Source organism: Paenisporosarcina indica (assembly GCF_001939075.1).
Lineage (GTDB): Bacteria > Bacillota > Bacilli > Bacillales_A > Planococcaceae > Paenisporosarcina > Paenisporosarcina indica.
Map to the genome: position 1 here is coordinate 870,469 of NZ_MPTA01000001.1, position 22,514 is coordinate 892,982.

Below are 22,514 nucleotides of genomic sequence, written 5' to 3' on the forward strand. Positions count from 1 at the left end.
TTTTAGTGTATTTCCAATAGTTATTCAGAACCTCTTTTTATTATTTGACTTCTATCTCCACATTTTCTCTTTTAGTGTATTTCCAATAGTTATTCAGAACCTCTTTTTATTATTTGACTTCTATCTCCACATCTTCTTCAATCCAAGATGGGTAATAAGCTAAATCGAATCGTAAGGGATTTTTAATAGATTCCTTCGGAAGTTCAAATTCTAGTTTTAATCCTTTTTCAGCCGTTTTCATCAATAATCCATTTACATACTTTTCCCCTGGCTTAGGATTAGTAAAGTCATACTTAATAAAAAATTCTTTCCCTTCATTATCTAAAAAGCTTGAGGATACTAACATGTTGTATTCACCATTCACATCCATTATAAAACTAACTTTACTATTCTCAATTTCTAAATTTGAGAAAATTGACTTAGCGGGTTGTTTCAAGAAATTTTTTGATTCGGTATCGATTAAGATAAAATCATCATCTTTATCAATTGCTGCTATTTTTCCAAACACTAGTTTTAGGTTATCAGAGTTATTAAAGTAAGGGCTTTGAAGTGTAATAGTCCATTCAGTTTCATCTAGACTTCTAAACGAAGTCCCATTATTATTAAGAATCCATTCATCACCTATATCATTGGTAAATTTCAAATTATCAAATGACAAGATTTTTTTGGAGTTATTCGGATCTATTTTTAATTTAACTTCTGCACGAATAGGGTTGATTGTAACTTTTTCAACTATAATTCGTTGCCCTTCAATCATAATTTCCTTATTTAAATCAATTGTTTTACTAAATACGCTAGACTTCGTAAACTTAAATGGAATTTGGAACTGCTCAACTTTATTTCCATTCTTCAAGCCAATTGTCCATAAAAGATTACTATTACCTACTATATGATTTTCTATAGTTTCAAGCGTCATCATGGAGCTAAATACTTTTTCTTCAATTATTGGTGGCTCAGCTCCCCAGAAGGTAGTATCATATACGGGCAAATTTCCGTACTTTTCGTTCATTAACTTTAAATATTCGATTTCTAAAGGTTGATTTTTCTTTTTAGATTGGACAGAGTAAAAAATAACCATGCCCTTTTTGTCTGCAATTACCCCATCAAGGGTCACCGTCATTCCGTTCTTTTCTTGAGAGAGATTCAATGGTTGATAAAAGTCGTTTTCAACTGCCGCAGTTAAGCCCCTATCTTGTTGTATAAGACCAACAATGCGTTCCATCCCTGGTATAGATGCAACTTTGTTAGCGAACACTGGTGATACAGAGACAGATGTGATAAACGAGATAAGAAGGATAGCGGCGATTACTATTGACCATGAACTCCGTTTTATTAACTTGGTTCTTTTTAACACTCGTTCTTTTTTTGCTTTCTCGAATCCACTCTGTACGGCAGAATGTAGCTTGTCCTTCGATACTTCGACCAGCCCGATTGAATTCTTTCTCTGCACCAAATTCCTTTTTTCCTCCTCAAACACGTTTAACCTCTCCTTTCTCTTCAAATCCTGCTCTAAGTGCGCGCAATGCTTTATGTAGACGTGTTTTAATCGTCCCTTCGGGGGTATTCCACATAACGGCGATGTCCTTTATTTTGACATCTTCAAAGTATTTCAAATGCAATAACTCTCTTTCGTAATCGGATAATTTTAAAAGTGCCTCCTCGACCTCCAGAAAAGTGTAATCTTCGGTTATTCCTTGTATGCTAAGTATTCTTTCTTCCAGCACTTCCCTCTTACTTTTCTTGATGACATCTTGACAATAATTCATCATGATTCGGATGAGCCAAGTTTTAAAATAGGTAGGCTCCTTCACCGTTTTCATACTTCGATAAGCTCTATATGTCACTTCTTGGATAGCCTCCAGTGCATCTCCTTCATTTTTTAAATACGAGAATGCTGTTCGATACAATGCTTCTTCATATGAATGCATCAATGTTAGAAATGCTTCATCGTCACCTTTGATCGCTTTCTTCACTAGTATTTTTTCGTTCAAAATGTCACCTCTTTTCGTTTGTCCCTATCTATTAGACCTACAACTTTGAAAAAAGTTTTTAGAAAGTAGATTAAATCATTCACATTCGAAATTTTTTACTCACGAATTCGTAAGATGAGTATACAAATAGTGAGTCGAAACTAAAAGTGCATGATTCTAAAGAGTGATAGTGAGAGGTACAAGGTTTAACGGTGAACTTAACCTGCATCGTAAGTGTAAAGAAAAGCTACCTAAGCAGCCCAATGACCTTAAACTAAAACTCACAGTTAGTTCAATAAGGAATGGCAGTTTGTTTAATGGTATTGAAACCAAACAAACCATCCTTTATCCTTACTTTTAGCTAAAAATATTTGACCCTGGGCTAAGTCAGCTCCAGGTGCTTTGGGGAAATCCAATCGTACAAGCCATGACTTTTCAGCAATTTCTTTGCCACAAAAGGTTTTTGCCATTCCAAAATAGTCTTCTTCTTCTTTATTACCAACTGTTTTGAGAAAAGGTTTGGCAGTTACTACATTCCACTTAATATACATGTCAGGAAAATCATCTAATCCAGTTCCATAAGTTTTTGGTATTAAAGTTTTTAACGCTTCTATTACCTCTTTTTTATCCTTAAGCGATGTTTTCTCTAATTCACTTAATACAGGACATTTTTTAGGCTGTGTAAAAGCTTCAAATGAAACCAAAGTGAATAAAGATATGATTAAAATCAGTACATACAGTTTTTTCAAGATAAATTCACCTCTTCTCTAATTATTTTCACCAATTAGAAAAGAATTATTAATCCTTTTTCAACTAATCTGCTGCGTTAGTTCAATAAGAAAAACATACTAAGATTAGTAATGCTGGCCAAGGCATTGGTTTACACTACTATTTTTTATATAGTAGAAGTGAAGAATAGGTTGGGCAGCTCTTTAAATCTTGAATCCGTAAAAAAACTGACCTACTTCACAACCTTTTTTGAATCAGGTTTAAGTGTGTTGGATCCGTTGAGTTTTGAATAAAACTTCTGTAATTATTCCTAATTTAAAAAATCGGCTTATCGAACTTCGATAAGCCAATTCATACATATTGTATTATTTTGATAATGCGATTTTTATATGGGCTAAGTGGTGCTCTTCGTGCCAAGCTAATTTTGCAACTTTTGTTGCAACTGTTATTTTACCGTTTTTCTGATGTGTAAAAGCTCGATCTAATAGCTCTTCAGTTAAACTATGACCTAAAGATACGATGCGCTCATTTATACCTTCTAGCATTTTAATAGAACTTTCTATAGGAAGCTTTGTATCCGGTTGAATAGCCCACTTTTCTTGATCAAAAGCTGGTACTGTTGGATTCTCGTCAGTTAAAGCCAGCTTCAAACGTTGATACATATTCAACTGAGAATCTGCAATGTGATGAACAAGTTGACGAACTGTCCAGCTACCATCACGATATATTCTGTTTAATTCCTCATCACTTAAAGAGTCAACAGTTTCTCTTAATCGAATGGTGTAAGTATCGATTTCCCTTAGCCATTCTAGAATATTTTCTAATGTTACTTTTTCAGGAACTTGTAATTTCCCAATCGGAAATCTTACATCCATTTTCAATCCCCTTTTCCCTATACGCTATTTTTTTATTAAATCTGTATTAAATTATTTAATTATTCACTTTATATTTTAACATAAATGTCTAATTTCTTTATTAAGAGTTATTTAAGAAACTGGTCCGATTGTTGAACACAAGTTAAACATCACTCTTAAACTAACCTACTTCGTTAGTTTAAGTGTAACATTTCACAATGGATCACCGAATCTACTTGATGTTTTGGACGTAAAAATATACCATCGAAATGATGGTCTTGTTTAACTAAAGTAAAGCACTCGTTAGCTTAAGTACAATCTTTCACAAACTTATTATCATTGTGATTAACTGAAATAACTCAATAAAAAGAAGCGTTCCCTTTTCTGAAAGAAACACCCCATTCGTAAAAACTATATTTAATCAAACGTTTGGCATTGTTTTTCGCTTTCTTCTTGCGAAATATGTTTCTTTATTTTTACGTTTGCCATTTGTAACCCTGTTAGGTTAGAATCCCTTACAGAAAAAGTAAGTTTATCATAATCTCCACCGTGGTGTCCTGAATAGTTTAAAGCACTGCCAAAAATGAGATGTCTCCTAGGATCTCCATCAATGGGTTCAATTTTGATTTTTGGGCACATAAAATATTCCGAATAAGATGGGCCTAAATGAGATAAATATCGTGTAAACAATGCTTCTTCAAGTAACTCTTCTTTAGTAAGTCCGTCCACTTCTTTTCTCCACCCTACCATGAGCCAATCATAAAGAGATTGTGACCTTAATCGCACTTTTTGTCTATTTTCCGAAACGATTAATTCCCCTTCTTTAGCCGTGCAGGTTTTGCCTTTGTTGTCAACAACACATGTATAAGCGGGTTCAATAGTGATCACCTCATCATTTGCCATTTTTAACGTCAATTTATTGGATGGATTATCTAAAGTTACCTCGATTGTTCCATTCACTCGGCCAGAGTTATTAAGCCAGTAAACCACTTTTCTGAGTACACGTTCTTGAAAACCATCATTGATACTGAATACACGTTGAAGTCCGGAATTATTTTTAACTTTAATGTTTTGAACATCATTATGCTCTAATGAATGCGTCATCAATTGTTCCAAAAAAGGGTTATTGGTATCCTTCTTTGCTTCAGCCATTTGACTGGCTGAATTAATTAAATTAACATCCAAAAAATACTTATTAATAAAATCTTGGTTAGGTGCTTCTTGCATCGCAAAAACATCAGTATTATTTACGAGAAATAGGATACAAAAAAGGACGTAGAGTTTTTTCTTCATACAGCCCACCTACCTTTTCTTTATAGGTATCTTTCCCGAATATTCTTCAACTATCCTGTTGCGTTAGTTGAACAAGAAAAAGAGCTGTCTATGTAGCCCAATGAACTTTAACTAAAGCACCCGTTAGTTTAATAAGAACAGAGACGCTTTTTAAACAATCGCTCCCAATTATGGAGAATCGGAAATTTGATAGGCAAATTAATCACTATTTAAATAGATGAGGTTTTTCTGCTTTCATAGATATGTGACCACATTCCGTGCAAACCCTAACAAGTATCTGAGAGCCACCTTTCCAATCAAGTTTTTTAGCTGGTTGCAAAGTACCTCCAAATCCTGCCCATCTAGCTTCTCCAATTGCTGCACTACCGCATTCTAAACACTGCCGTTCCACCATTTTTACACCCCAATTCCATTATTTTTGAAATAATACTTTATCCCATTATCAGGTCTGATTGTTGAACACAAGTTAAACAATACTCTTCAACTAACCTGCTGGGTTAATTGAAATAGAAACTTTCACAATCTTATATTTATTTTAACATAAATACCCAACTCGAATTTTGAATATTACGTATATAGCTTGTTAAATGATAAAAGGATTTGTAACAAAACTCGTCCTTTTCTGCACATTACACTAGTGGTTCTCAAAGAAATCTATAACATCAAGAGAAAGCTCATATCAATTTTTAAACTATATATTGCATTCGATTTGAAGTAACCCAGCAACTTTGTGCTAATTAGATTGCTGGACTTCTTGATTTATACATTTGGTCTATGGCTGCTATCGATAATACGTCATACTTTAGATTCATTATTATTATAAAAGAGCAGTAAGAATCTTTATTTAGATATTGCTTTATATAATGTCAAAATATAAAGTTAGAATAGTGGAAAATTTTATCAATATTTTAGACAATATATATTTTAAAATTACATCCCATCACCAAGGAGATTCCCATGAAATATAAAATTGCTTTTTTTGATATTGACGGCACGCTAAAGGACTATCAAGATGAGTGTATTTCTGAAAGTACGAAAACCGCGATTACCGAGTTAAAGCGCAAAGGAATCAAAATGGTTGCAGCCACGGGCAGACCTTTGTCCATGTGCGATGAAATCAGAGACCTGGGAATAGACACCTTTATCACCTCAAACGGGGGTTACGTAAAACATGGCAATAATGTGATTCATAAAGTGCCACTGGATCCCGTCATCCTGCAGGAAGTGGTCGGATTTGCCCAGACAGAAAACCACGGCCTTTCATTCTATACCGAAGAGTTGAACATGAATGAAGTGAGAGATCCAAGAATACTAGCTGCGTTAAAAGAAACGTTATCGTTACATGATTACCCCGCCAACAATCCATCGATTCACCATCAAGAAGTATTTTTACTCTGTTTATTTACTGATGATGAAATGGCTAAAAAGTATATCCATCGATTCCCCCACTTGTCCTTTAAAAGATGGCACCCTTACATACTAAACGTGCTGCATAGAGAAGTATCCAAATCTGCGGCCATCAAAAGTGTCTTACAGTATTTTAGCATAGATCAATCCGAGGCTATCGCTTTTGGGGATGGAGATAATGACATAGATATGCTGGAATTGGTTGGACTGGGCATCTCCATGGGGAACGGAAGTGAACGATTAAAAGCAGCAGCTGATTTCATAACAAAGAAAGCGTCCGATGATGGGATTGAATATGCGTTAAGAAAGTTTCAAATTATTCAGTAAGTATAATGATAAAAATCTAAATAAGTTTGGAGCAGTCTAAATGGTCGATATGTTCTTATATAACTGGCAGATAAGAGAAGAATGGTTTGATTGGTGTGAGACCCTTTCAAATGAAGAACTAGTGAAGAAGAGAATTGGTGGGACGGGCAGTATTCTGCATAATTTATATCACGTCATTGACTGTGAGCAAATATGGATCAACCAAATGCAAGGAACTCCTGTCATCGTAAATGACATTAATAACATAATCACTTTGAATGATGTAAAGATATTTTCAGACCGTACCAAAACTGAAACTCTTCATTTTATAAAATCGTTTAACGTCGAAACAAATGAAAAGGTTTTGGTTCTTAAAAGAAAAGATGGTTCCATAAAGTCGTTGCCTTATGAGAAAGTGCTCAGACATATTACCGCCCATGAAATCCATCACATAGGACAGCTATCCGTTTGGTCCAGGGACATTGGACTGAATCCGATTTCCTCGGATCTGATCTTCAGGGAGCTGGTTTAATTCTACATAAAACACCACTAGTAGGCTTAAGATCCCACACAAAAAGGAGAGGCTGCTGTCTAAGCAACCTCTCTTTTTTGTTAATTTACAGCTGAATAGCTGTAACTTCTGTAAACTAGTGATATGTAAACTGAATTTCCTAAAGGGTTTCACTAATGCTTTCAATCAATTGTAAATGCAATATTTTTCAGGAATCGGACAACAAAACATTTTATTGAAAACTTACTTAATCTATTAGTTAAGAATCCCTCTCATATAATCTAAAACAAGATCCTGAATAAATAAGAACAGCAACCAACCACATCCACCTAAAGCAATGGAGAGAAAAAGATGGACAGAATTTTGCAAAGCGATGTAAACGATAATTAACAGAAATGCTGTTGCAGGAAATCCCCATAAAACCCCTAATGTAAACTTACTTAATGTAGCTGTTTGTTCCCCTTGAACATAAAGCCAAATGATACTCAACAGGCTCACAAGCGGAAGGGCCGCCACCACTCCCCCATATGAGGGGAATCTTCTAGAAAATTCCGTCACTACACCAATCACAATCGCTGATGCTATGATTTTCATTGCTACAAACATGTTTTGGCACGCTCGCTTAAGATTTTCAAGGCCTGTTCAATTATCTCTTTTTCATTGTCCTTTAACCGATCGATAATTTGTGCCAGTTTCTCTTCATCCAGGCTTGTATTCCGAAGCAAAACGTCCTCCCCAAAATCCGTGAGACGGAGGATGACTCTTCTTTCATCAATTAGGTCCCTCTCTTTGGTCAAAAAGTTCTTTTCGATCATCCGTTTCACATGTTCTGAAGCCGTGTTATGAGAAACTTGGATATAGGAAGCAATTTCGTTTACACCGATATCTTCCTTTTTATCTATAAGCTGCAGAATGCGTACCACCTGATGGGAGATTTTTTCTTTATGGAAGTAATGCAGATGAAAATATATATCTGTCCAGTACTGATTTATTTGTTTTACTTTGCTATTCACAGCGAACACTCCTTTTAATCTTACAATACGATTATATCGCATTGTAAGATATAATTAAAGCGCGTTTTTAGAATATAAATGTAAACTTGCTTTTAAAGCGTTCAAAAAACTAAAGCACTATATTATGAACGATTTTTTTAATGTACACTTTTACGAACACTTGTATGTAATAAGAAAAAAAGCTTCATTATGAAGACTGTTTCATCCTTAAGTATCCTGTGAGGATAACTATTTATTAATCATAAAACCCTAAAGTCTTTCATACTTTCTCCAAGAATGTAGTGTGAAAACCACATCAAATTCTGCTTCATAATAGCCATATTAATTCCTGGCTGGTCAGAACTATATGCCATTCCTTTAAAAATAATTAATTCTGTATCAACTTCCATATCCCTTAATCCTTGATATAGCTCATATGCATTTGGAGTTGGAACTCTTGCATCCTTTTCGCCATGTTGGATTAAAGTGGGAGTACAGGCTGATTTAATATATGTCATTGGTGACGTTTTAGTATATATCTCTGGATCATTCCATGGATTATTTCCTAAATACATACTAATAAAATAAGGTATATCTGTATTTACATAATGGGTACTCCAATTAGTAATTCCACCTCCAACTGAAATAGCTTTAAATCTACTACTATATGTAGAACAGAAAGCTGATATATATCCCCCGTTGCTCCATCCCATAACCCCTACTCTATCTTTATCTGCAATCCCATTGTCAACTAGTTTATCAACTCCAGATATAACATCATCGTAGTTAGCAATTCCCAGTTTTCTATAGTTTGCTTTTAAGAATTCATTACCATAACCAGAACTTCCCCTGTAGTTTGGTTCTAAAACTATAAAGCCTTTTTCGATAAACTGTTCAATAGGATATTTCTCATTAAAACAGTCTGAAAATATCGGAAAGGATGCCCAAGCCGGTCCACCATGGATTACCACTAATAAAGGATATTTTTTATTTGCGTCAAACTCTACTGGGGTTGATAAAACTCCTTCTATTTCAAGACCATCACTACTTTTCCATGAGATTATTTCCCTGTTACTTTTAAGCTTTCCTTTGAAAAAGCTATTTTCATTCGTTATTTTTTTATCGTCTAAATAGATTTCAAAGGTTTCATTTGTTATAGCCTTATTATAGGATATATAATTTCCATCCTTTGTTATAGAAGCATCCAATATAAAGCTATCTACTTTTTCGCCTAACATTTCCACAGTGCCATTCTCAGATAACAACCCAATAAGATAATTAGTTTTATTCTGCCATCTAATTAAAATCCCTTTAGTTGTCCACCGTAATGGAATAACCGTACTATCAAAATCTGTTAAAGGTTGAATTAGCTCTCCATTATTAATATCATATATCTCTAGTGTACTGTCTTGTATATGGGTCTTATAGTAATCCTTCTCCATTATGCTTGCTGAGTAACATATTTTGCTACCTTCAGGAGAAAAGCAAACGCTCCCTCCCAACAACTTATCTATATTCATCTTTTGTAGCTTTCCAGCTTTAATATCTAGTATGTATAGATCTCCATTAAAATAATCTCCCATATTTGTGCTTGGTGTAGCCATAAATACAACCTTTTCCCCATCATTTGAAATATCAAATTCATGGATATGAAAATCCATTCCATCAGTTAGTTGATAAACAACGCTATCTTCGTGTTCATCTTTATACTTACCAGAACTATCAGAATTTTCTCGGTGTACATATTTATCATTTTGTATCACTTTTTCTATTTCAATGTAATATAAACAATTATTCTGGTATTCCTTACCTATATGTTGGAAATCTCCATATAGTTCCTTACGTTTCTTTATCGCATAAGATTCTTTTGACTGTGCTACATAAAAAAAACCCTTGCCAGTAGGCTCCCATTTGAATTTACTGACCCCTTCTTTCTCATCAGTAATTTGAACCCCACTATAACCATCTATTGACTTAACAAAGATCTGATTTTTCTTATTATCCCCGTCACCAACTGGGCTAAGGTATGCGATATCTCTAGAATCTGGAGACCATATTGGGTATGTACTATCTATATCCCTAGTTGTTAATGGGGAACACTGGCCCTTATCTTTTTCATATATCCATACATGATTCCTATATTTCTTGTCTTTCCAGTTAGCTGTCTTCTTGACAAATGCTACGTTTTTGCCATCATCACTTATGTTTGTTCCTGATAAGGTTGGTAATGAAATAATCTCTTCTATACTTAGATATGTTTTTTCATTCATTTTCATTAATAAACCCCCTCGTAACTATAATCAAATAGGCATAATCAAAATTTAATTTATCATGTTGAAAAAGGCAGAAAACGAGAGACTATAGCACAAGTTTAAGATAATAAGGTCTTTAATTATTGAATGTAATTTAATGTCGTTACATTCAATTCACCGAACCGCTTGACTTTATCCTTTTTAATTTTCTTTTGATAAGGAATCCTGTTACTCATTCCTTAAAGTTAGGTCCATATATCCTCAATCGCCTGCAATCGCATTCTGTCTAGCTTTCCTAGTGCTGTATAAGGCAGCTCCTTAACAAAGACGATTTCTCGCGGAATTTGAAATTCAGCCACATGTTTGCGTAGCCAGCTAATGAGTGCCTCTTCGGAAATGGTTTTGTTAGGATAGAGTTGAACAAACGCCTTTAAGATATGACCACTGTACACATCTCTAATGCCAACTACTGCCACGTCTTCTACGCAAGAATGGTTATTTACGGCAACTTCAATTTCCATGGGGTAAATATTGTTACCTGCTGAAATAATTAAATCATCTGTTCTACCACATAAGAAATAATAGCCGTTTTTGTCCCGATATCCTACGTCACCAGTTTCAATCCAGTGGCTTTTACTATTCTTCATCGACCACTTATTCTGAATACAAAATTGCCCGATACTTCCACTCTCTACTTCTTCCCCATTCTTCACTACCTGCAGTTGCCCCCCTGAAAGCAATTGACCAAGCGTGTTGGCATCATACTTAAAATCCTGAGGTGTACCGATGATATTCAGGCCTGCTTCTGAAGTGCCGTACAGATTGAATAAGACATCCCCTAGATGATGATTCACTTCCTTCACTAGAGCTGGATTCAGCTTCGCGCCACCCGATGCAATACATGCAAGGGAACGTAGATTTTCTTTGTTGATCTTAAGCATTTTATGAATCATCAATGGAACCACTGTGACGACTTCGACTTGATGATTCCGAATGAGGGCACAGGCATTTGCTGCATCAAAGCTATCTTGAATGACAACTTTTTTCCCTAGAGCAATGAATGATAACAAGATGGCGATGCCATAGCCATGATAAATCGGTGTCGCAATATAAGCTGTGTTATATCTTGTAAACTGTAAGCGATCCAACAGTGCTGCAAATGGTTGCAGGTAATTAAAAATGGAAGGGCTATGAATCACTTCTTTTGACTTTCCTGTAGTACCACCGGTTAATATGACAATTTTACTGCTGGATGACGGTTTTAGTTTTTGTTTTTTCTTCCATTTTGTGTCGACTAAGTTACTGATTGCTGTTATGTTTTCATGATAGCTGAGAATTTTCCGGTTCCGGTAAAGAGACCCTTCAATTAAACCTCTAGATTCATTGTCATACACCACTAAGTCGAAGTCATGCTCTTCCACCATTCGATTAAACTGAGGTTTACTCATGGAACTATTGAGCAGGTATAGATCTGCTCCTAATCGCGAAGCAGCAAAAAGGGCTTGTACAAGTGAAGCGTGATTTTTACAAAGGAAGGCAACTTTTTGTCCCTTCTCAAGTTGATAGTGTTCTTTTAACATATATGCAAGGTTTTCAGATCTCTCTTGGAGCTTCTTATAACTGAGGGTTTCCCTTCTATCTACTAAAGCAACTTTATCGGCTCGCTCTTTTTCCATCAAAGTAAACAAAAGCATCAGATTAATGCCGTTTTGACGAATAGCAAATCCTAAGCGAGTTAACTTCGAAGGTGATAGAAAATGAAGTTGGGATAATATTTTCAGCAAGTTAAACACCGTCTTTTCACCCTCCTATTTCTTTAATAAACGAGTGATGATAAACTCCAATGGCTTTCTGAACATTACCGAAGCCAGTTGTCCGAAGACCAGCCACCAAGGTTTGTAAACCTCTCTTTTCGAATACAAGGACTGACCTACAATTTCAGCCACATGAACAGGAGACATGGCCGGTACCGTTTGATAAGCAATTGTCGGCTCAATCATAGGTGTTTTCACTAACGGAAGATAAATAGAAGTTGTGGAAATACCTTGGATTTCCAACTCTGGAGCAGCCGAACGGAACCAAGTGTCAAAAGCAGTTTTAGATGCCTGATAAGCCGCCCAGTAAGGAACAGGCAGTAACAGAGCATTAATAGTGGATACATTAATAATATGACCCTTCTTTTTTGCAAGTAAAGGAATAACGGATAGCAGTAATTGCACGGGTGCAAAATAATTGATGGCCATTGTGCGTGTGAAATCATGATAGCGATCCAATGATTGAGTAATTGGGCGGTTGATAGATAGTCCGGCATTGCTGACTACCACATCCAGTCCATCAGTCAGTTGATGGAGAAAAGCCAGGAATTCAATCATCTCTTGTTCATTTCGTAAATCTGCGCGAAACACACTTACTTTGGCTGAGCAGTTTTCTATTTCATCTTTCATGAGCTTCATATTCTCTTCTCTTCTGGCCACCAAGATCAGATGTGCATTCGTATCTGCCAAAAGATAAGCTAACTCCTTGCCAATACCCGAACTCGCACCGGTTATCAAAATGGTCTTTCCATTCAATTCATTTTTCATTTTAATAGAGTTGAAAGGTGCCGGAAAAAACAGAAGTCTTTCCACCAAAGTATAGTTATGCACTTGAACAACTCCTTATAAATCAGATTGTAAATTTGACAGAAGAATTAAAAAATTCTTTTTATAAATTTTACCATTTAAAAGTGTTATTGGAATAGCCTATATTATTAAAATAAAAATTGGTTTCAAAAAGAAGTAATTTTAAAACAATTACCGTCCGTAAAATTACACTTTTACGGACGGGTTTGAAGTGTTCCCATTTAGTCATTAATATAGTTTAAAATGCTAAAGCACTATATTATGAACGTTCTTTTTTAACGCACACTTTTACGAACGCTTGTATGTAATAAGAAAAAGCTATCCTGAATGGATAGCTTTTCTTTAAATAAAGCGCTTTTTTCTTACTCTTTGTTCAACTAAAGCATCCGTTACTTGAACAAGAAAACTAAAAGAATAATTGCCCCAGTAACCCTATAAACAGGGCTGATAATATCAAAGGTGGTATTGAAAATAATATCTTATTACGCAACCTAATATTCTCGAATTGTCTATAAATCTTATTTACTACTCGGTAAACGATGATCATGATAAGTAAGCTTATACAAATTGCTATTAAATCAACAGAAGTTAAAGGTTTACCTAAGGAGTTATCAAGGGGAATGTTAATCACAAAAAGCGCTGAAAATAAGATGAATTGATACATACAAAATCTTACATAATTCAAAGGTGATTTCTCCTATTCGATGGTTATTAATATATCCTTTAAAGGATACTATTATATTTAATATATTTCATAAGGATTTTTTTCCCTTTTCCTTGTTCAATCCAATAAAGTAGTATCAATTAAATCTATTTAATTAGAAATTTCCTTAATAAAAATTCTATTACCACTATATGAGCTAAAAATGTTACCACAAAAGGCAACATTAAAAAAAGGATATACAACCAATGTGAATCATCGGTTATGTCAACCATTACATAGAAAAAATATAATATTAGCAACAATGATATAGAGTAGCTTACATAAAAGTTATATTTCCAGAAAACTAAAGAAATTACAGTTAATACAATGAAAAGTATTAGAAAATCAATGAAATAGAAAATATTAACGCCCTTATATATCGTAGTCCAGAAAAACAAACTTCCACCTACTATGCCCAGAATAACTTGTACTAATATTATTATTTTGTTCATTATTAGTCTCCATTTGATTTTATTATGGTTTTTTTAACAAACCGCTGCCCCTTTAGTTCAATAAGAAAAAGAACTGCATACGCATCCCCTTGATCTATATTAAAGTACTCGTTAGTTGAAGAAGCACCTATATATTAATAATCAATTCTCCATCGGATTTAACCGTAACCAATGGATATTCAGGAGAGTTCTCTTCCGTTAGAATACTGACTTTACCAAGAATCTTTGATAGCTTTTTCATAAATTGAAATACCTCAATTGCTTCAGTGGTACTTCCAACTTCTTTTGGTTGAATATCAAATTCTAATTCATCTTCTGAAAAGAAGTGACAATTGATCAAAATACCCTTAATATCAATAGACATTTGAATTGTATGATTCTTTTTTTCATTAAAAAAATGAGCAGCATCTGTTTCTTCATACACTTTTACTTGTCCATCCTTGTAAAAAGCAATCCCCCAATGAGAAATAAGAATCCAATCCAAAAATTTTTGCCAATCATTTATATCAACGTCAAGAACATAAATATCCCTTAGGCTTCCATCATTTAAAAACACCTTATCCAAAACCTCATTTGTTATTTTCATTTAATCAATCCCATTACTCAGATTTTTTGGATTTTATTTCTTTATTAACTAAACTACTCGTTTTAGGTCAATAAGAAAAGGTCTGCTCTTCTTTTGTTTATATGATTCTTTATTAACTGGAAGAAGTGATTGGAAAGCATCATTAAAATCCACCCCTTTTCATTTTTTCAAAGATACTCCCTATATTGCAGTTACCTGTCCCTATACTTTAATACGATTAACCCGTATAGATTCCAATATTAAGTAAATCATCCATTTTAACTTAACAAAAATCCACTTCAGCTTATTGAACTAAACTGCTGCGTTAGTTCAATAAGAAAGAGCTTTCTAAGCAGCTCAATGATTTTCAAGTAAAGCACGTGTTAGTTGAACAAGACTTTTGAGTATCAATTATTCTTAATTTATATAACACCGGTCTCTTGCCCAGTCCAGTTACCAGCATAAAATTCGTTATTTGTTTGATTGGTATGTAATTTAAACAACCAAACACCTCCAAATATAGCGAGTCCTCCTAAAGGATCGTGTCAATAAAATTCCAACCTAGAAAAAGTGAAACTAACCAAAGTGAAATTGTTTCAATACCTACTGTAAATGCAATTATATAAACTTTTTTCATTAAAAAATATTCCCCTTAGAAATTTCTTATAAATTTCATTACGAATTTCCACACAAAAAAGATCCATTTTTTACTGAACAAAACTGCCTGTTAGTTCAAGAAGAAAAAACCCAAAAAATGCCTTACTCCTTTTTGAAGTAAAGCACCGTTTGTTGAAGACAGGCTATATTTTTAGATAAAGCACTCTTAAGATTCGGTAATAGTAATTATTTGTTAAATAAAGCGATATTTACGGAAAAATTGCGTGATAACCAAAATCACCGTTAACCCCACAACCAAATACCATATTACTTCAGAAGGAACTACAAACATTAATACACTGAATATAATAGCAATTAAAGAGCTAATTGATATTGATTGTACATTCGTGAATTTATTTTGAATTAAATAATATAAAGCAAGTGGTAGTGCTAACACAAATATAGGAATATATACTGTTTTAAGGGCTAGTGAAAGTACTGCAATTATAAAACCTATTGACATAGTAAGTGTTCTACCTACAAATAATTTATTTGAATAATAGCTATATAGCAGAATCAACATAATCATTAAACTTGCAGAGATTCCAGTTATTGAAACAACTGAATCTCCCATGATGAAAGCCAATATAGAAAGACAAACTAAAGAAACACATGGTAACAGTAATATTAAATGATTTTGTTTTGTTTCCATATTCATTACATTTGTAAAACCTACAATAAATAATACGGAAAATGGAATCGTCAAATATCCAAATTGGATATGATCACCGTAAATTAGATTAAAATAACTAAAATCAAGTTTACCGAATATTATTATTAAAAGTGAAGCACTAATCTGTCCAACCAACTCCCAAATTCTTGATAATTTAAAAATTTGCGTAAGTTTAGTTATAGTTGCAATTAAAACGATAGCAATAAATAAAGATAAATATAACAACATACTCCCCCCAATAACTCTTTTAAACTCCACATTCTTAAATATTTAGATACCGATATTATCCTAATTTGATTATACAGTATATGGAAAACACCATAAATCCTATGATTATTCTTATTGAACTAACTTGCTGCGTTAGTTCAATAAGAAAAAAAGCTTGAAGTAAAGCACCCGTTAGTTGAAGTACATTATTTCAGAAAGATTTTTTATAATTGGAAAGGTAGTCCCTCTTCAAGAATCTTCACTCCAACTATTCCAAACCAGCCTAATTATCTTAAAAGTATGTTTTGTTTAATGTCATTAATATTAATAGTTTAAATAAATTAAATTTTTAGATAAAATGGAATGTAAAGGAAATAGGTCAATATAGTAAAGGGAGATAAAATTTATGAATATAGCCAAAAAAGTTTTAATTTCATATTGTATACTTCTATTAATTTTGATTTTATCAGCCTGTAAGCAAACTGAACAATCCCACGAGAATATAAACATGGAAAATGAACATCAAGAACAACAAAATATAACCCATTCTTTTAAAAACCTCAATACAGGGCAAGAATTTAATATAATTCATGCTTATATGCTATATGAGAACTATTTTGAAACTGTAAAGGATAATCCAGATGAATCACCCCATAAATTGTATCAACAAGAAATTATAGAACCTATATATGATGCATGTTTTAAAGATACGGAACATTTAGAAATTAATTTGTTTCAATGGACACCGGAAGAAAGTGATTATAATAGTATCAAGAATCAAGTTGAATCCATAGATAAAGATCATATAAATAAGTTATTCGAGGAATCCCTTGTTAAATCCTCCGACATACTTTCATCCGATAAAAAAACAAATGTATGTGTGTTTCCTAAAAATGAAAGATTTCCATCTGACATGATGACAGCCGGGTCAGGGAAAATCTTAGTCTTTCTTAATGATTTCGATAACTATTATAGTTTGAGTGAGCTTGATAATAATTATAAATCAGGTATTTCTCATGAATATCATCATAGCGTTTGGATCGAAAAACATTATACAGATGTTTATTATCCAACACTATTAGATTATTTAATAATGGAAGGGCAAGCCGTGATGTTTGAAACCTCAGTGTATCCCGATATAAATAGTACTGCTTATGTGATTGACGAAAACTTCAACAAAGAATATTGGAGCAGGATTGAACCAAATCTTGAGGGTTCTGTTACTGATCAGATTTATGAAATACTGATAGGTGGGACTAATGGTTTTCCCAATTATTATGGCTATAGTGAAGGCTACAAGATGATTAGATCTTACTTAAACTTGCATCCCGATATGACAGTAGAAGAATGGACTTCCAAAAGTCCGAAAGAAATATTTGAAGAAGGGAATTACATGGCTAACTACGAGTAGATTTCTTTATCAATGGTCTACAAAACTTTATGTGTCCTTTTCCACATGCTAGAAAAGGATTTTTTATTTATCCATGAAACACTTCTTTCACTAAACTGCCACGTTAATTCAATAAGATAAAGGTACCCTTACAGGCAGCCACTTGTTTAACTAAAGCACCCGTTAGTTCAATAAAGAAATCCTCTAATCGACAAATTCCATATGTGCTTTTTCTTGTTTATAATAATCTATTCTATCTTGTAAAGTGCCTGTATGAAATTCAAATTTATGACCATCTGGGTCAGTAAAATAAATAGATTTCTTATCTCTTTCATCTCTTGGACGACCTGACAAAATGTTTACATTCAATTCTCTTAGTTTCTTGTACATTTTATCAAATTCGGCTACTTCAATTGAAAAAGCTACATGTGTGTATGATTGGCTTATTTCATTACGAGGTATATCCTCTTCTACATTGAGGGCAAGCCACATACCATTTAAATCAAAATAGGCAGTTCTTCTACCTTTTACTAACAATTTAGCTTCAAATACATTTTTGTAAAAATCAATAGAGTTTTCTAAATTAGATACTGAAAATAAAAAATGATTAAGACCTTTTATCGACACCTTTACCACCTCATAAATTAGTTTCCTTACTTAAACTAAACTGCTGTGTTAGTTCAATAATAAAAAGCTACCCTTACAGACAGCCACTTGTTTAACTAAAGCACCCGTTAGTTGAACAGGGAGATTTGTTAATCTAATATCGCCTCTTTTATGAGGGTTCCTTAAGAAATTGGCACTTTATAAAGGTGTCCAATCTATATCTTTTACGTCATAATTCGTCGGCTTCCTAACAAAATCTTTTACCCTTTTCTCTTTTGCTCCGAATTCAATAAAGTTTTTCTGTGCTTCCCTTAAAGTCATATCGTTGGCACCCCCCCAGTAATCAGGGTCTTTAAATTGTATATAATCATCATGCCAGAAACAAATTTCGCATATGTCGTCTGATCCTGGTGGTTTCTCACATAAAGTTTTGTATCCACAACATGGACAAGTGTATTTCACGCTATCACTCCAATAATTCTCTATTTTCTTGTTTCCCTTTTCAACTAACCTGCCGCGTTAGTTCAATAAGAAAAAAGGCTTTACCCCTTCTTGAAGTAAAGCACCCGTTAGTTGAAGAAGCTTTGATTTAAAATAACCTCTTTCTGTTATTCAACATACCAAGCATTTTCGGTAAATTCATTCCATTCTAAAGTAAAACTGATTGCAATAATTTTAATACTACTAAATTGATGTGTTCTCCCATCAGTTCCAATCATTTCAAAAATCATATAAATTCCTAATGGTTTTTGGTTAAACTGCAAGAATTCCATTTCTTCTAAGCCGGTAATTAGAACTTGCATTTCCATCCCTTCATCAAAGTGAATAACTGCATTACTATCCGTTACTCCATTGAAAGTTAGTCTACATTTATCAGTTGATTTTGCTACACCATAGGGATTAAGAGGATGTTCAGAGGAAACATAAACAAATTCGAAATCAATAATGACCGTGTCTTTTCAACTACGCAATCGTGAAAATCCAGGTAGTTAAAAAATTTGTTCGTGGTTTTATATTTCCAAGTCTTCATTTTATTGAACTCCTATAATTTATAGTAAAAGTACTTCTTCTACTCCTGCTGTGTTAGTTGAAAAAATCCCTAAAAAACGAACATATATCCTTCTTGGATCAGCGCACAAATTTATTTATTCCTCATATAACCAGTCAAAATCATCATGTAGGCTATATTCTTGATTATCTAATAATAGATAATGGTTTGAGCAAACTATGTCCATTTCTTTATATTCATTTCCATAATCAATCCCTAAATAAATATGCTTCAAATGTTTATTTCCCTTAGCAATTTCACTTACATTATCAATTACATTTGAACTTTCCAATACTGCCGAACGATAAAATTCACTCCACTCATCCCACTCAAAACTATATGGAATGTTTGCATGAACAACGTCCTCAAATCTCAAAGTTCCTTTTTTTACACGATAGGTAAACCCGCCAGGTCTATCTAAGCGTGATATAGTCTTTAATATTTGAAAAGTAATACTCTTTTCACGATGGTTAATATTTAGTTCTTCAATCACTGAATTGTATAATTCTAGGTCATCATTATCTTTATAATCTTCCATCGATTTCATCACCATTTTCTTATATTTAGTTCTAATTTTTCGAGGAATTTTTATTTCTAATTGAACTAACCTGCCCCGTTAGTCAAAACACACCCTATGTCTATAATTCTATTAAATTGGCAATAATCCTTTTAATATTACTATTTTAGGGGGAATGGAATTGTTACTTTCAAAAGCATGGGCTTCGTTTGAAGCGGATAAACGAATAGAGGGCTTTTCGCCACAAACGTTGAAGGCCTACCAGTTACAGTCTTTGTTACTAATTGGTTACTTTAAGGATGTACAGATGGAATTGTTGGATACAAATCAACTGAAGGAATATCTCGCTATATCCGGCAAGCATTTAAAACCCGCCAGTCTTGCACATCGTATCCGCTTTATGAAATCAATTTTTCGTTGGTCCCATGAAGAAGGCTACATGAGTAGGAATCCAACTTCTAAAAATTAAAGAACCCAAAGTAGGTAAGCGGATACCCAAGTATTTAACCGAACGGGAGATTGAACACCTTCGTGAATCCTGTCATTCCCCAATAGAAAAAGCAATTTTCGAATTCATGTTTTCTACCGGTTGTCGAATTGGAGAAATAGTTTCGTTAGAAAAGAACCATATTAATTGGTCCAATCAATCCGCAATCGTGAGAGGAAAAGGCGATAAGGAAAGGGAAGATTATTTTAATACACGTTGCGACATATGGCTTAAACGCTATATCGAAAGCCGTAATGACCATAATCCAGCTATCTTTGTGACAGCCAGACAGCCACACAAAATGAGTGTCGCCCAAATGAGATACATCATCAAGCGGATCTCCAATCGTGCGGAAATTAATAAAGAAATTCATCCACACCAACTTAGACACAGTTACGCAACTCATTTGATGAATAATGGAGCTCCTATTGAAGTCATACAAAGTCTTATGGGGCATGAGAAGAGCGAAACCACCAAGATCTACGCTCAGCTGAGCGGAAGGTTAAGGAAGGAGTATTATCAGAAGTACTTTTAAATGGAAAAGGAGCAACGTCTTATAGGACGTTGCTCTCTTTGACTAAAGCACCCGTTAGTTAAAGAAGAATTGCTTAAAATTCAATTTTTTTCTTCGGAGAAATGGTTGGATGAGCTATTAACGCAGCAACTCTCTTTCCTTTTTTAAATCTAATGTGATTAAGCCAGTAAACCAGAGCTTCCGCATCGTAGTTAACAATATATCCTGTCTCTTCATCATATTTCCAATACTTATGGTTATTGTTTCTATCGAAAAGCCATTCAAAAAATTCATCTTGAAGTTGACGAATATTTCTTCCTACTTTAGTAAGACATCGTACATATTGAGTATCAGGTCCTAAAGACACCTCTATAATCATTATTATGCTCCTTTATGTTTTATTTTCTATTTTATTTTTCATTATTCTTATTCAACTAACCTGCCTCGTTAGTTCAATAAGAAAAAGAGATGCTTAAGTACCCGAACCAGAACTAAAGCACTCATTGGTTAAAGAAACACTTCGTTATTAACTATTAACCCATGCTTTAAACACATCTAAAATTTCACTTAAATTTCCGGGTCCACCATATCCCAAAAACTCACTTTCTTCATTAATTTCACAAAAAATCCAGTCATTTTCATGTCGTTCAATGGTAACTTTATTAAAAATTTCGTCCTCTAAATCCGTATCTATTAAGTTAATCCTTACACTCCAACCAGGGTTATCAAGAGTTTCAATTCTTATGCCAAAACTATGTTCCCAGTCACCATTACATTCTTTAAGATACCATTTCTGTAGCCAAATCAATGAATCCATCTAGATTCCTCCATTTACAAACAGAAATTCGTCTTGGTAATACTCAGTCAAAATTGAACTAGACTACTGTGTTAGTTGAACAAAGACACCCTATTCTTATTGAAGTAAGCACTCGTTAGTTTAATAAGAACTATGTAGATTAGCCAAACGGTCACTTTTGCGCTTGGCTATTCGAATACTCACCATAAAGTAATTTCAAAGCATCAATAATTTTTTCATCTGCTACTTTATCTGTATATCGATTAGGTAAATTCTTTGCACCCAAAACGTATAATAATGGATTTTGAGAGAACTCTCCTATTATTCCAATATCAACTACAGCATTATCTAATCCACCAGTCATATGATTTAAGAAATGGGTTGGTATTCCTTCTACCTCACCTCGTTGCCTAACTAAACCATTAATAATTGGAATCCATAAATCAGGATTATTTATGTATCCTTGAAATATTAAACGCAAGAGTTCCAACAACTGGCTCAATTCACCATTGTTATCCAGATCCCTTGGGTTTTGAGTAATATTTATATTATTAAAATATGATTTAATTTTTTTATTAATCTCTTCCCAACCACCACAAAATTGAACGACTCTATTCGCAACGAAACTATCGTGGCAGGCTATCATCACTTCAATGGCTTCTGATAATGCCAAGGTCTCTCTATTTTGAAAGTGAGGGTATATATGATTACTATCTTCATCTGGATTAAAACTAATATCTTCGACAATGTCATTCCATTTATAGTGTCTTTCCTCTACTAACTTTGCTATACAAAAAGCAATCGCAATTTTAGCGGAAGAAGCAAGGGGCACTAACGATTCTTAATTTAATGACCAAACTATATCCTGTTTTAAATGCGAATAAATAATTATTCCTACTTCACCTGTTTCTATTTCCTTTAATTTCTCATTAACTTTCTGCATTATGGAACTCCTCTTATAACT

General features: G+C 33.8%; 22 protein-coding genes and 2 pseudogenes. 4 read left to right on the top strand and 20 right to left on the bottom strand.

Going from position 1 to position 22,514, the window contains the following annotated elements:
• Positions 1–109 precede the first annotated feature (109 nt).
• From GY23_RS04145 to GY23_RS04170, 6 genes are all read right to left on the bottom strand, one after another.
• Entirely contained in the window at positions 110–1,477 is a 1,368-nt protein-coding gene (locus GY23_RS04145; protein ID WP_075617922.1) for a DUF4179 domain-containing protein, read from the bottom strand.
• Positions 1,470–1,991: a sigma-70 family RNA polymerase sigma factor gene (locus GY23_RS04150; protein WP_075617923.1), complete on the bottom strand. Its 522-nt coding sequence runs from the start codon at positions 1,989–1,991 to the stop codon at positions 1,470–1,472. The genes GY23_RS04145 and GY23_RS04150 overlap by 8 nt, the downstream gene beginning before the upstream one ends.
• Positions 1,992–2,284: 293 nt before the next feature.
• Positions 2,285–2,719, bottom strand: coding sequence for a hypothetical protein (locus tag GY23_RS04155; RefSeq protein ID WP_245827565.1), 435 nt, complete (start codon positions 2,717–2,719; stop codon positions 2,285–2,287).
• Positions 2,720–3,064: 345 nt separating this feature from the next.
• Positions 3,065–3,574 (bottom strand): YfiT family bacillithiol transferase, encoded by a 510-nt coding sequence (locus GY23_RS04160; RefSeq protein WP_075617924.1) that lies wholly within the window; start codon positions 3,572–3,574, stop codon positions 3,065–3,067.
• Positions 3,575–3,970: 396 nt separating this feature from the next.
• On the bottom strand, positions 3,971–4,846 hold the full coding sequence (locus tag GY23_RS04165) for a hypothetical protein (RefSeq protein WP_075617925.1): 876 nt from the start codon (positions 4,844–4,846) through the stop codon (positions 3,971–3,973).
• A gap of 205 nt (positions 4,847–5,051) precedes the next feature.
• Entirely contained in the window at positions 5,052–5,240 is a 189-nt protein-coding gene (locus tag GY23_RS04170) for a hypothetical protein (RefSeq protein WP_075617926.1), read from the bottom strand.
• A gap of 563 nt (positions 5,241–5,803) precedes the next feature.
• On the opposite strand from GY23_RS04170, the gene GY23_RS04175 reads away from it, so the two are divergent.
• Positions 5,804–6,580 carry a Cof-type HAD-IIB family hydrolase gene (locus GY23_RS04175; protein WP_075617927.1) on the top strand — a complete coding sequence of 259 codons (777 nt, stop codon included), beginning with the start codon at positions 5,804–5,806 and terminating at the stop codon, positions 6,578–6,580.
• Between the two features lie 40 nt (positions 6,581–6,620).
• Positions 6,621–7,091 carry a DinB family protein gene (locus GY23_RS04180; RefSeq protein ID WP_075617928.1) on the top strand — a complete coding sequence of 157 codons (471 nt, stop codon included), beginning with the start codon at positions 6,621–6,623 and terminating at the stop codon, positions 7,089–7,091.
• A 234-nt stretch (positions 7,092–7,325) separates the two neighbouring features.
• On the opposite strand, the gene GY23_RS04185 is transcribed toward GY23_RS04180, so the two are convergent.
• From GY23_RS04185 to GY23_RS04225, 7 genes are all read right to left on the bottom strand, one after another.
• Complete coding sequence (locus tag GY23_RS04185) at positions 7,326–7,676, bottom strand: DUF3147 family protein (RefSeq protein ID WP_075617929.1); 351 nt, start codon at positions 7,674–7,676, stop codon at positions 7,326–7,328.
• Entirely contained in the window at positions 7,667–8,083 is a 417-nt protein-coding gene (locus GY23_RS04190) for a MarR family winged helix-turn-helix transcriptional regulator (RefSeq protein WP_211270639.1), read from the bottom strand. The genes GY23_RS04185 and GY23_RS04190 overlap by 10 nt, the downstream gene beginning before the upstream one ends.
• Positions 8,084–8,322: 239 nt before the next feature.
• Positions 8,323–10,338 (bottom strand): S9 family peptidase, encoded by a 2,016-nt coding sequence (locus GY23_RS04195; protein WP_075617931.1) that lies wholly within the window; start codon positions 10,336–10,338, stop codon positions 8,323–8,325.
• A 221-nt stretch (positions 10,339–10,559) separates the two neighbouring features.
• On the bottom strand, positions 10,560–12,107 hold the full coding sequence (locus tag GY23_RS04200) for an AMP-binding protein (protein ID WP_075617932.1): 1,548 nt from the start codon (positions 12,105–12,107) through the stop codon (positions 10,560–10,562).
• A 15-nt stretch (positions 12,108–12,122) separates the two neighbouring features.
• The gene (locus GY23_RS04205; protein ID WP_075617933.1) at positions 12,123–12,959 is read right to left on the bottom strand and encodes an SDR family NAD(P)-dependent oxidoreductase; all 837 of its coding nucleotides are present in this window, start codon (positions 12,957–12,959) and stop codon (positions 12,123–12,125) included.
• A 1,258-nt stretch (positions 12,960–14,217) separates the two neighbouring features.
• A complete protein-coding gene (locus GY23_RS04220) occupies positions 14,218–14,676 on the bottom strand; it encodes a hypothetical protein (RefSeq protein WP_075617936.1) in 459 nt (152 codons plus the stop codon).
• Between the two features lie 829 nt (positions 14,677–15,505).
• Entirely contained in the window at positions 15,506–16,213 is a 708-nt protein-coding gene (locus GY23_RS04225; protein ID WP_245827566.1) for an MraY family glycosyltransferase, read from the bottom strand.
• A gap of 385 nt (positions 16,214–16,598) precedes the next feature.
• Here GY23_RS04225 and GY23_RS04230 point away from each other — a divergent pair, with 385 nt between their 5' ends.
• Positions 16,599–17,603 carry a DUF2268 domain-containing putative Zn-dependent protease gene (locus GY23_RS04230; protein ID WP_075617938.1) on the top strand — a complete coding sequence of 335 codons (1,005 nt, stop codon included), beginning with the start codon at positions 16,599–16,601 and terminating at the stop codon, positions 17,601–17,603.
• A 183-nt stretch (positions 17,604–17,786) separates the two neighbouring features.
• Here the strand turns inward: GY23_RS04230 and fosM are convergent, their stop codons facing one another.
• The 4 genes from fosM to GY23_RS04250 form a co-directional block, all read right to left on the bottom strand.
• Complete coding sequence (gene fosM / locus GY23_RS04235; protein ID WP_075617939.1) at positions 17,787–18,209, bottom strand: FosM family fosfomycin resistance protein; 423 nt, start codon at positions 18,207–18,209, stop codon at positions 17,787–17,789.
• Between the two features lie 177 nt (positions 18,210–18,386).
• The gene (locus GY23_RS04240; RefSeq protein WP_075617940.1) at positions 18,387–18,650 is read right to left on the bottom strand and encodes a CPCC family cysteine-rich protein; all 264 of its coding nucleotides are present in this window, start codon (positions 18,648–18,650) and stop codon (positions 18,387–18,389) included.
• Positions 18,651–18,796: 146 nt separating this feature from the next.
• A complete protein-coding gene (locus GY23_RS04245; protein ID WP_075617941.1) occupies positions 18,797–18,991 on the bottom strand; it encodes a hypothetical protein in 195 nt (64 codons plus the stop codon).
• A 342-nt stretch (positions 18,992–19,333) separates the two neighbouring features.
• Entirely contained in the window at positions 19,334–19,774 is a 441-nt protein-coding gene (locus GY23_RS04250; RefSeq protein WP_075617942.1) for a hypothetical protein, read from the bottom strand.
• 160 nt (positions 19,775–19,934) lie between these two features.
• Between GY23_RS04250 and GY23_RS04255 the strand changes: the two are divergent.
• Positions 19,935–20,775, top strand: a pseudogene (locus tag GY23_RS04255) (tyrosine-type recombinase/integrase).
• Between the two features lie 73 nt (positions 20,776–20,848).
• Here the strand turns inward: GY23_RS04255 and GY23_RS04260 are convergent.
• From GY23_RS04260 to GY23_RS04270, 3 genes and pseudogenes are all read right to left on the bottom strand, one after another.
• A complete protein-coding gene (locus GY23_RS04260) occupies positions 20,849–21,133 on the bottom strand; it encodes a hypothetical protein (RefSeq protein WP_075617943.1) in 285 nt (94 codons plus the stop codon).
• Positions 21,134–21,280: 147 nt separating this feature from the next.
• Positions 21,281–21,571: an immunity 53 family protein gene (locus tag GY23_RS04265; protein ID WP_075617944.1), complete on the bottom strand. Its 291-nt coding sequence runs from the start codon at positions 21,569–21,571 to the stop codon at positions 21,281–21,283.
• Between the two features lie 151 nt (positions 21,572–21,722).
• Positions 21,723–22,493 (bottom strand): annotated as a pseudogene (locus GY23_RS04270) (serine hydrolase).
• Between the last annotated feature and the right edge of the window lie 21 nt (positions 22,494–22,514).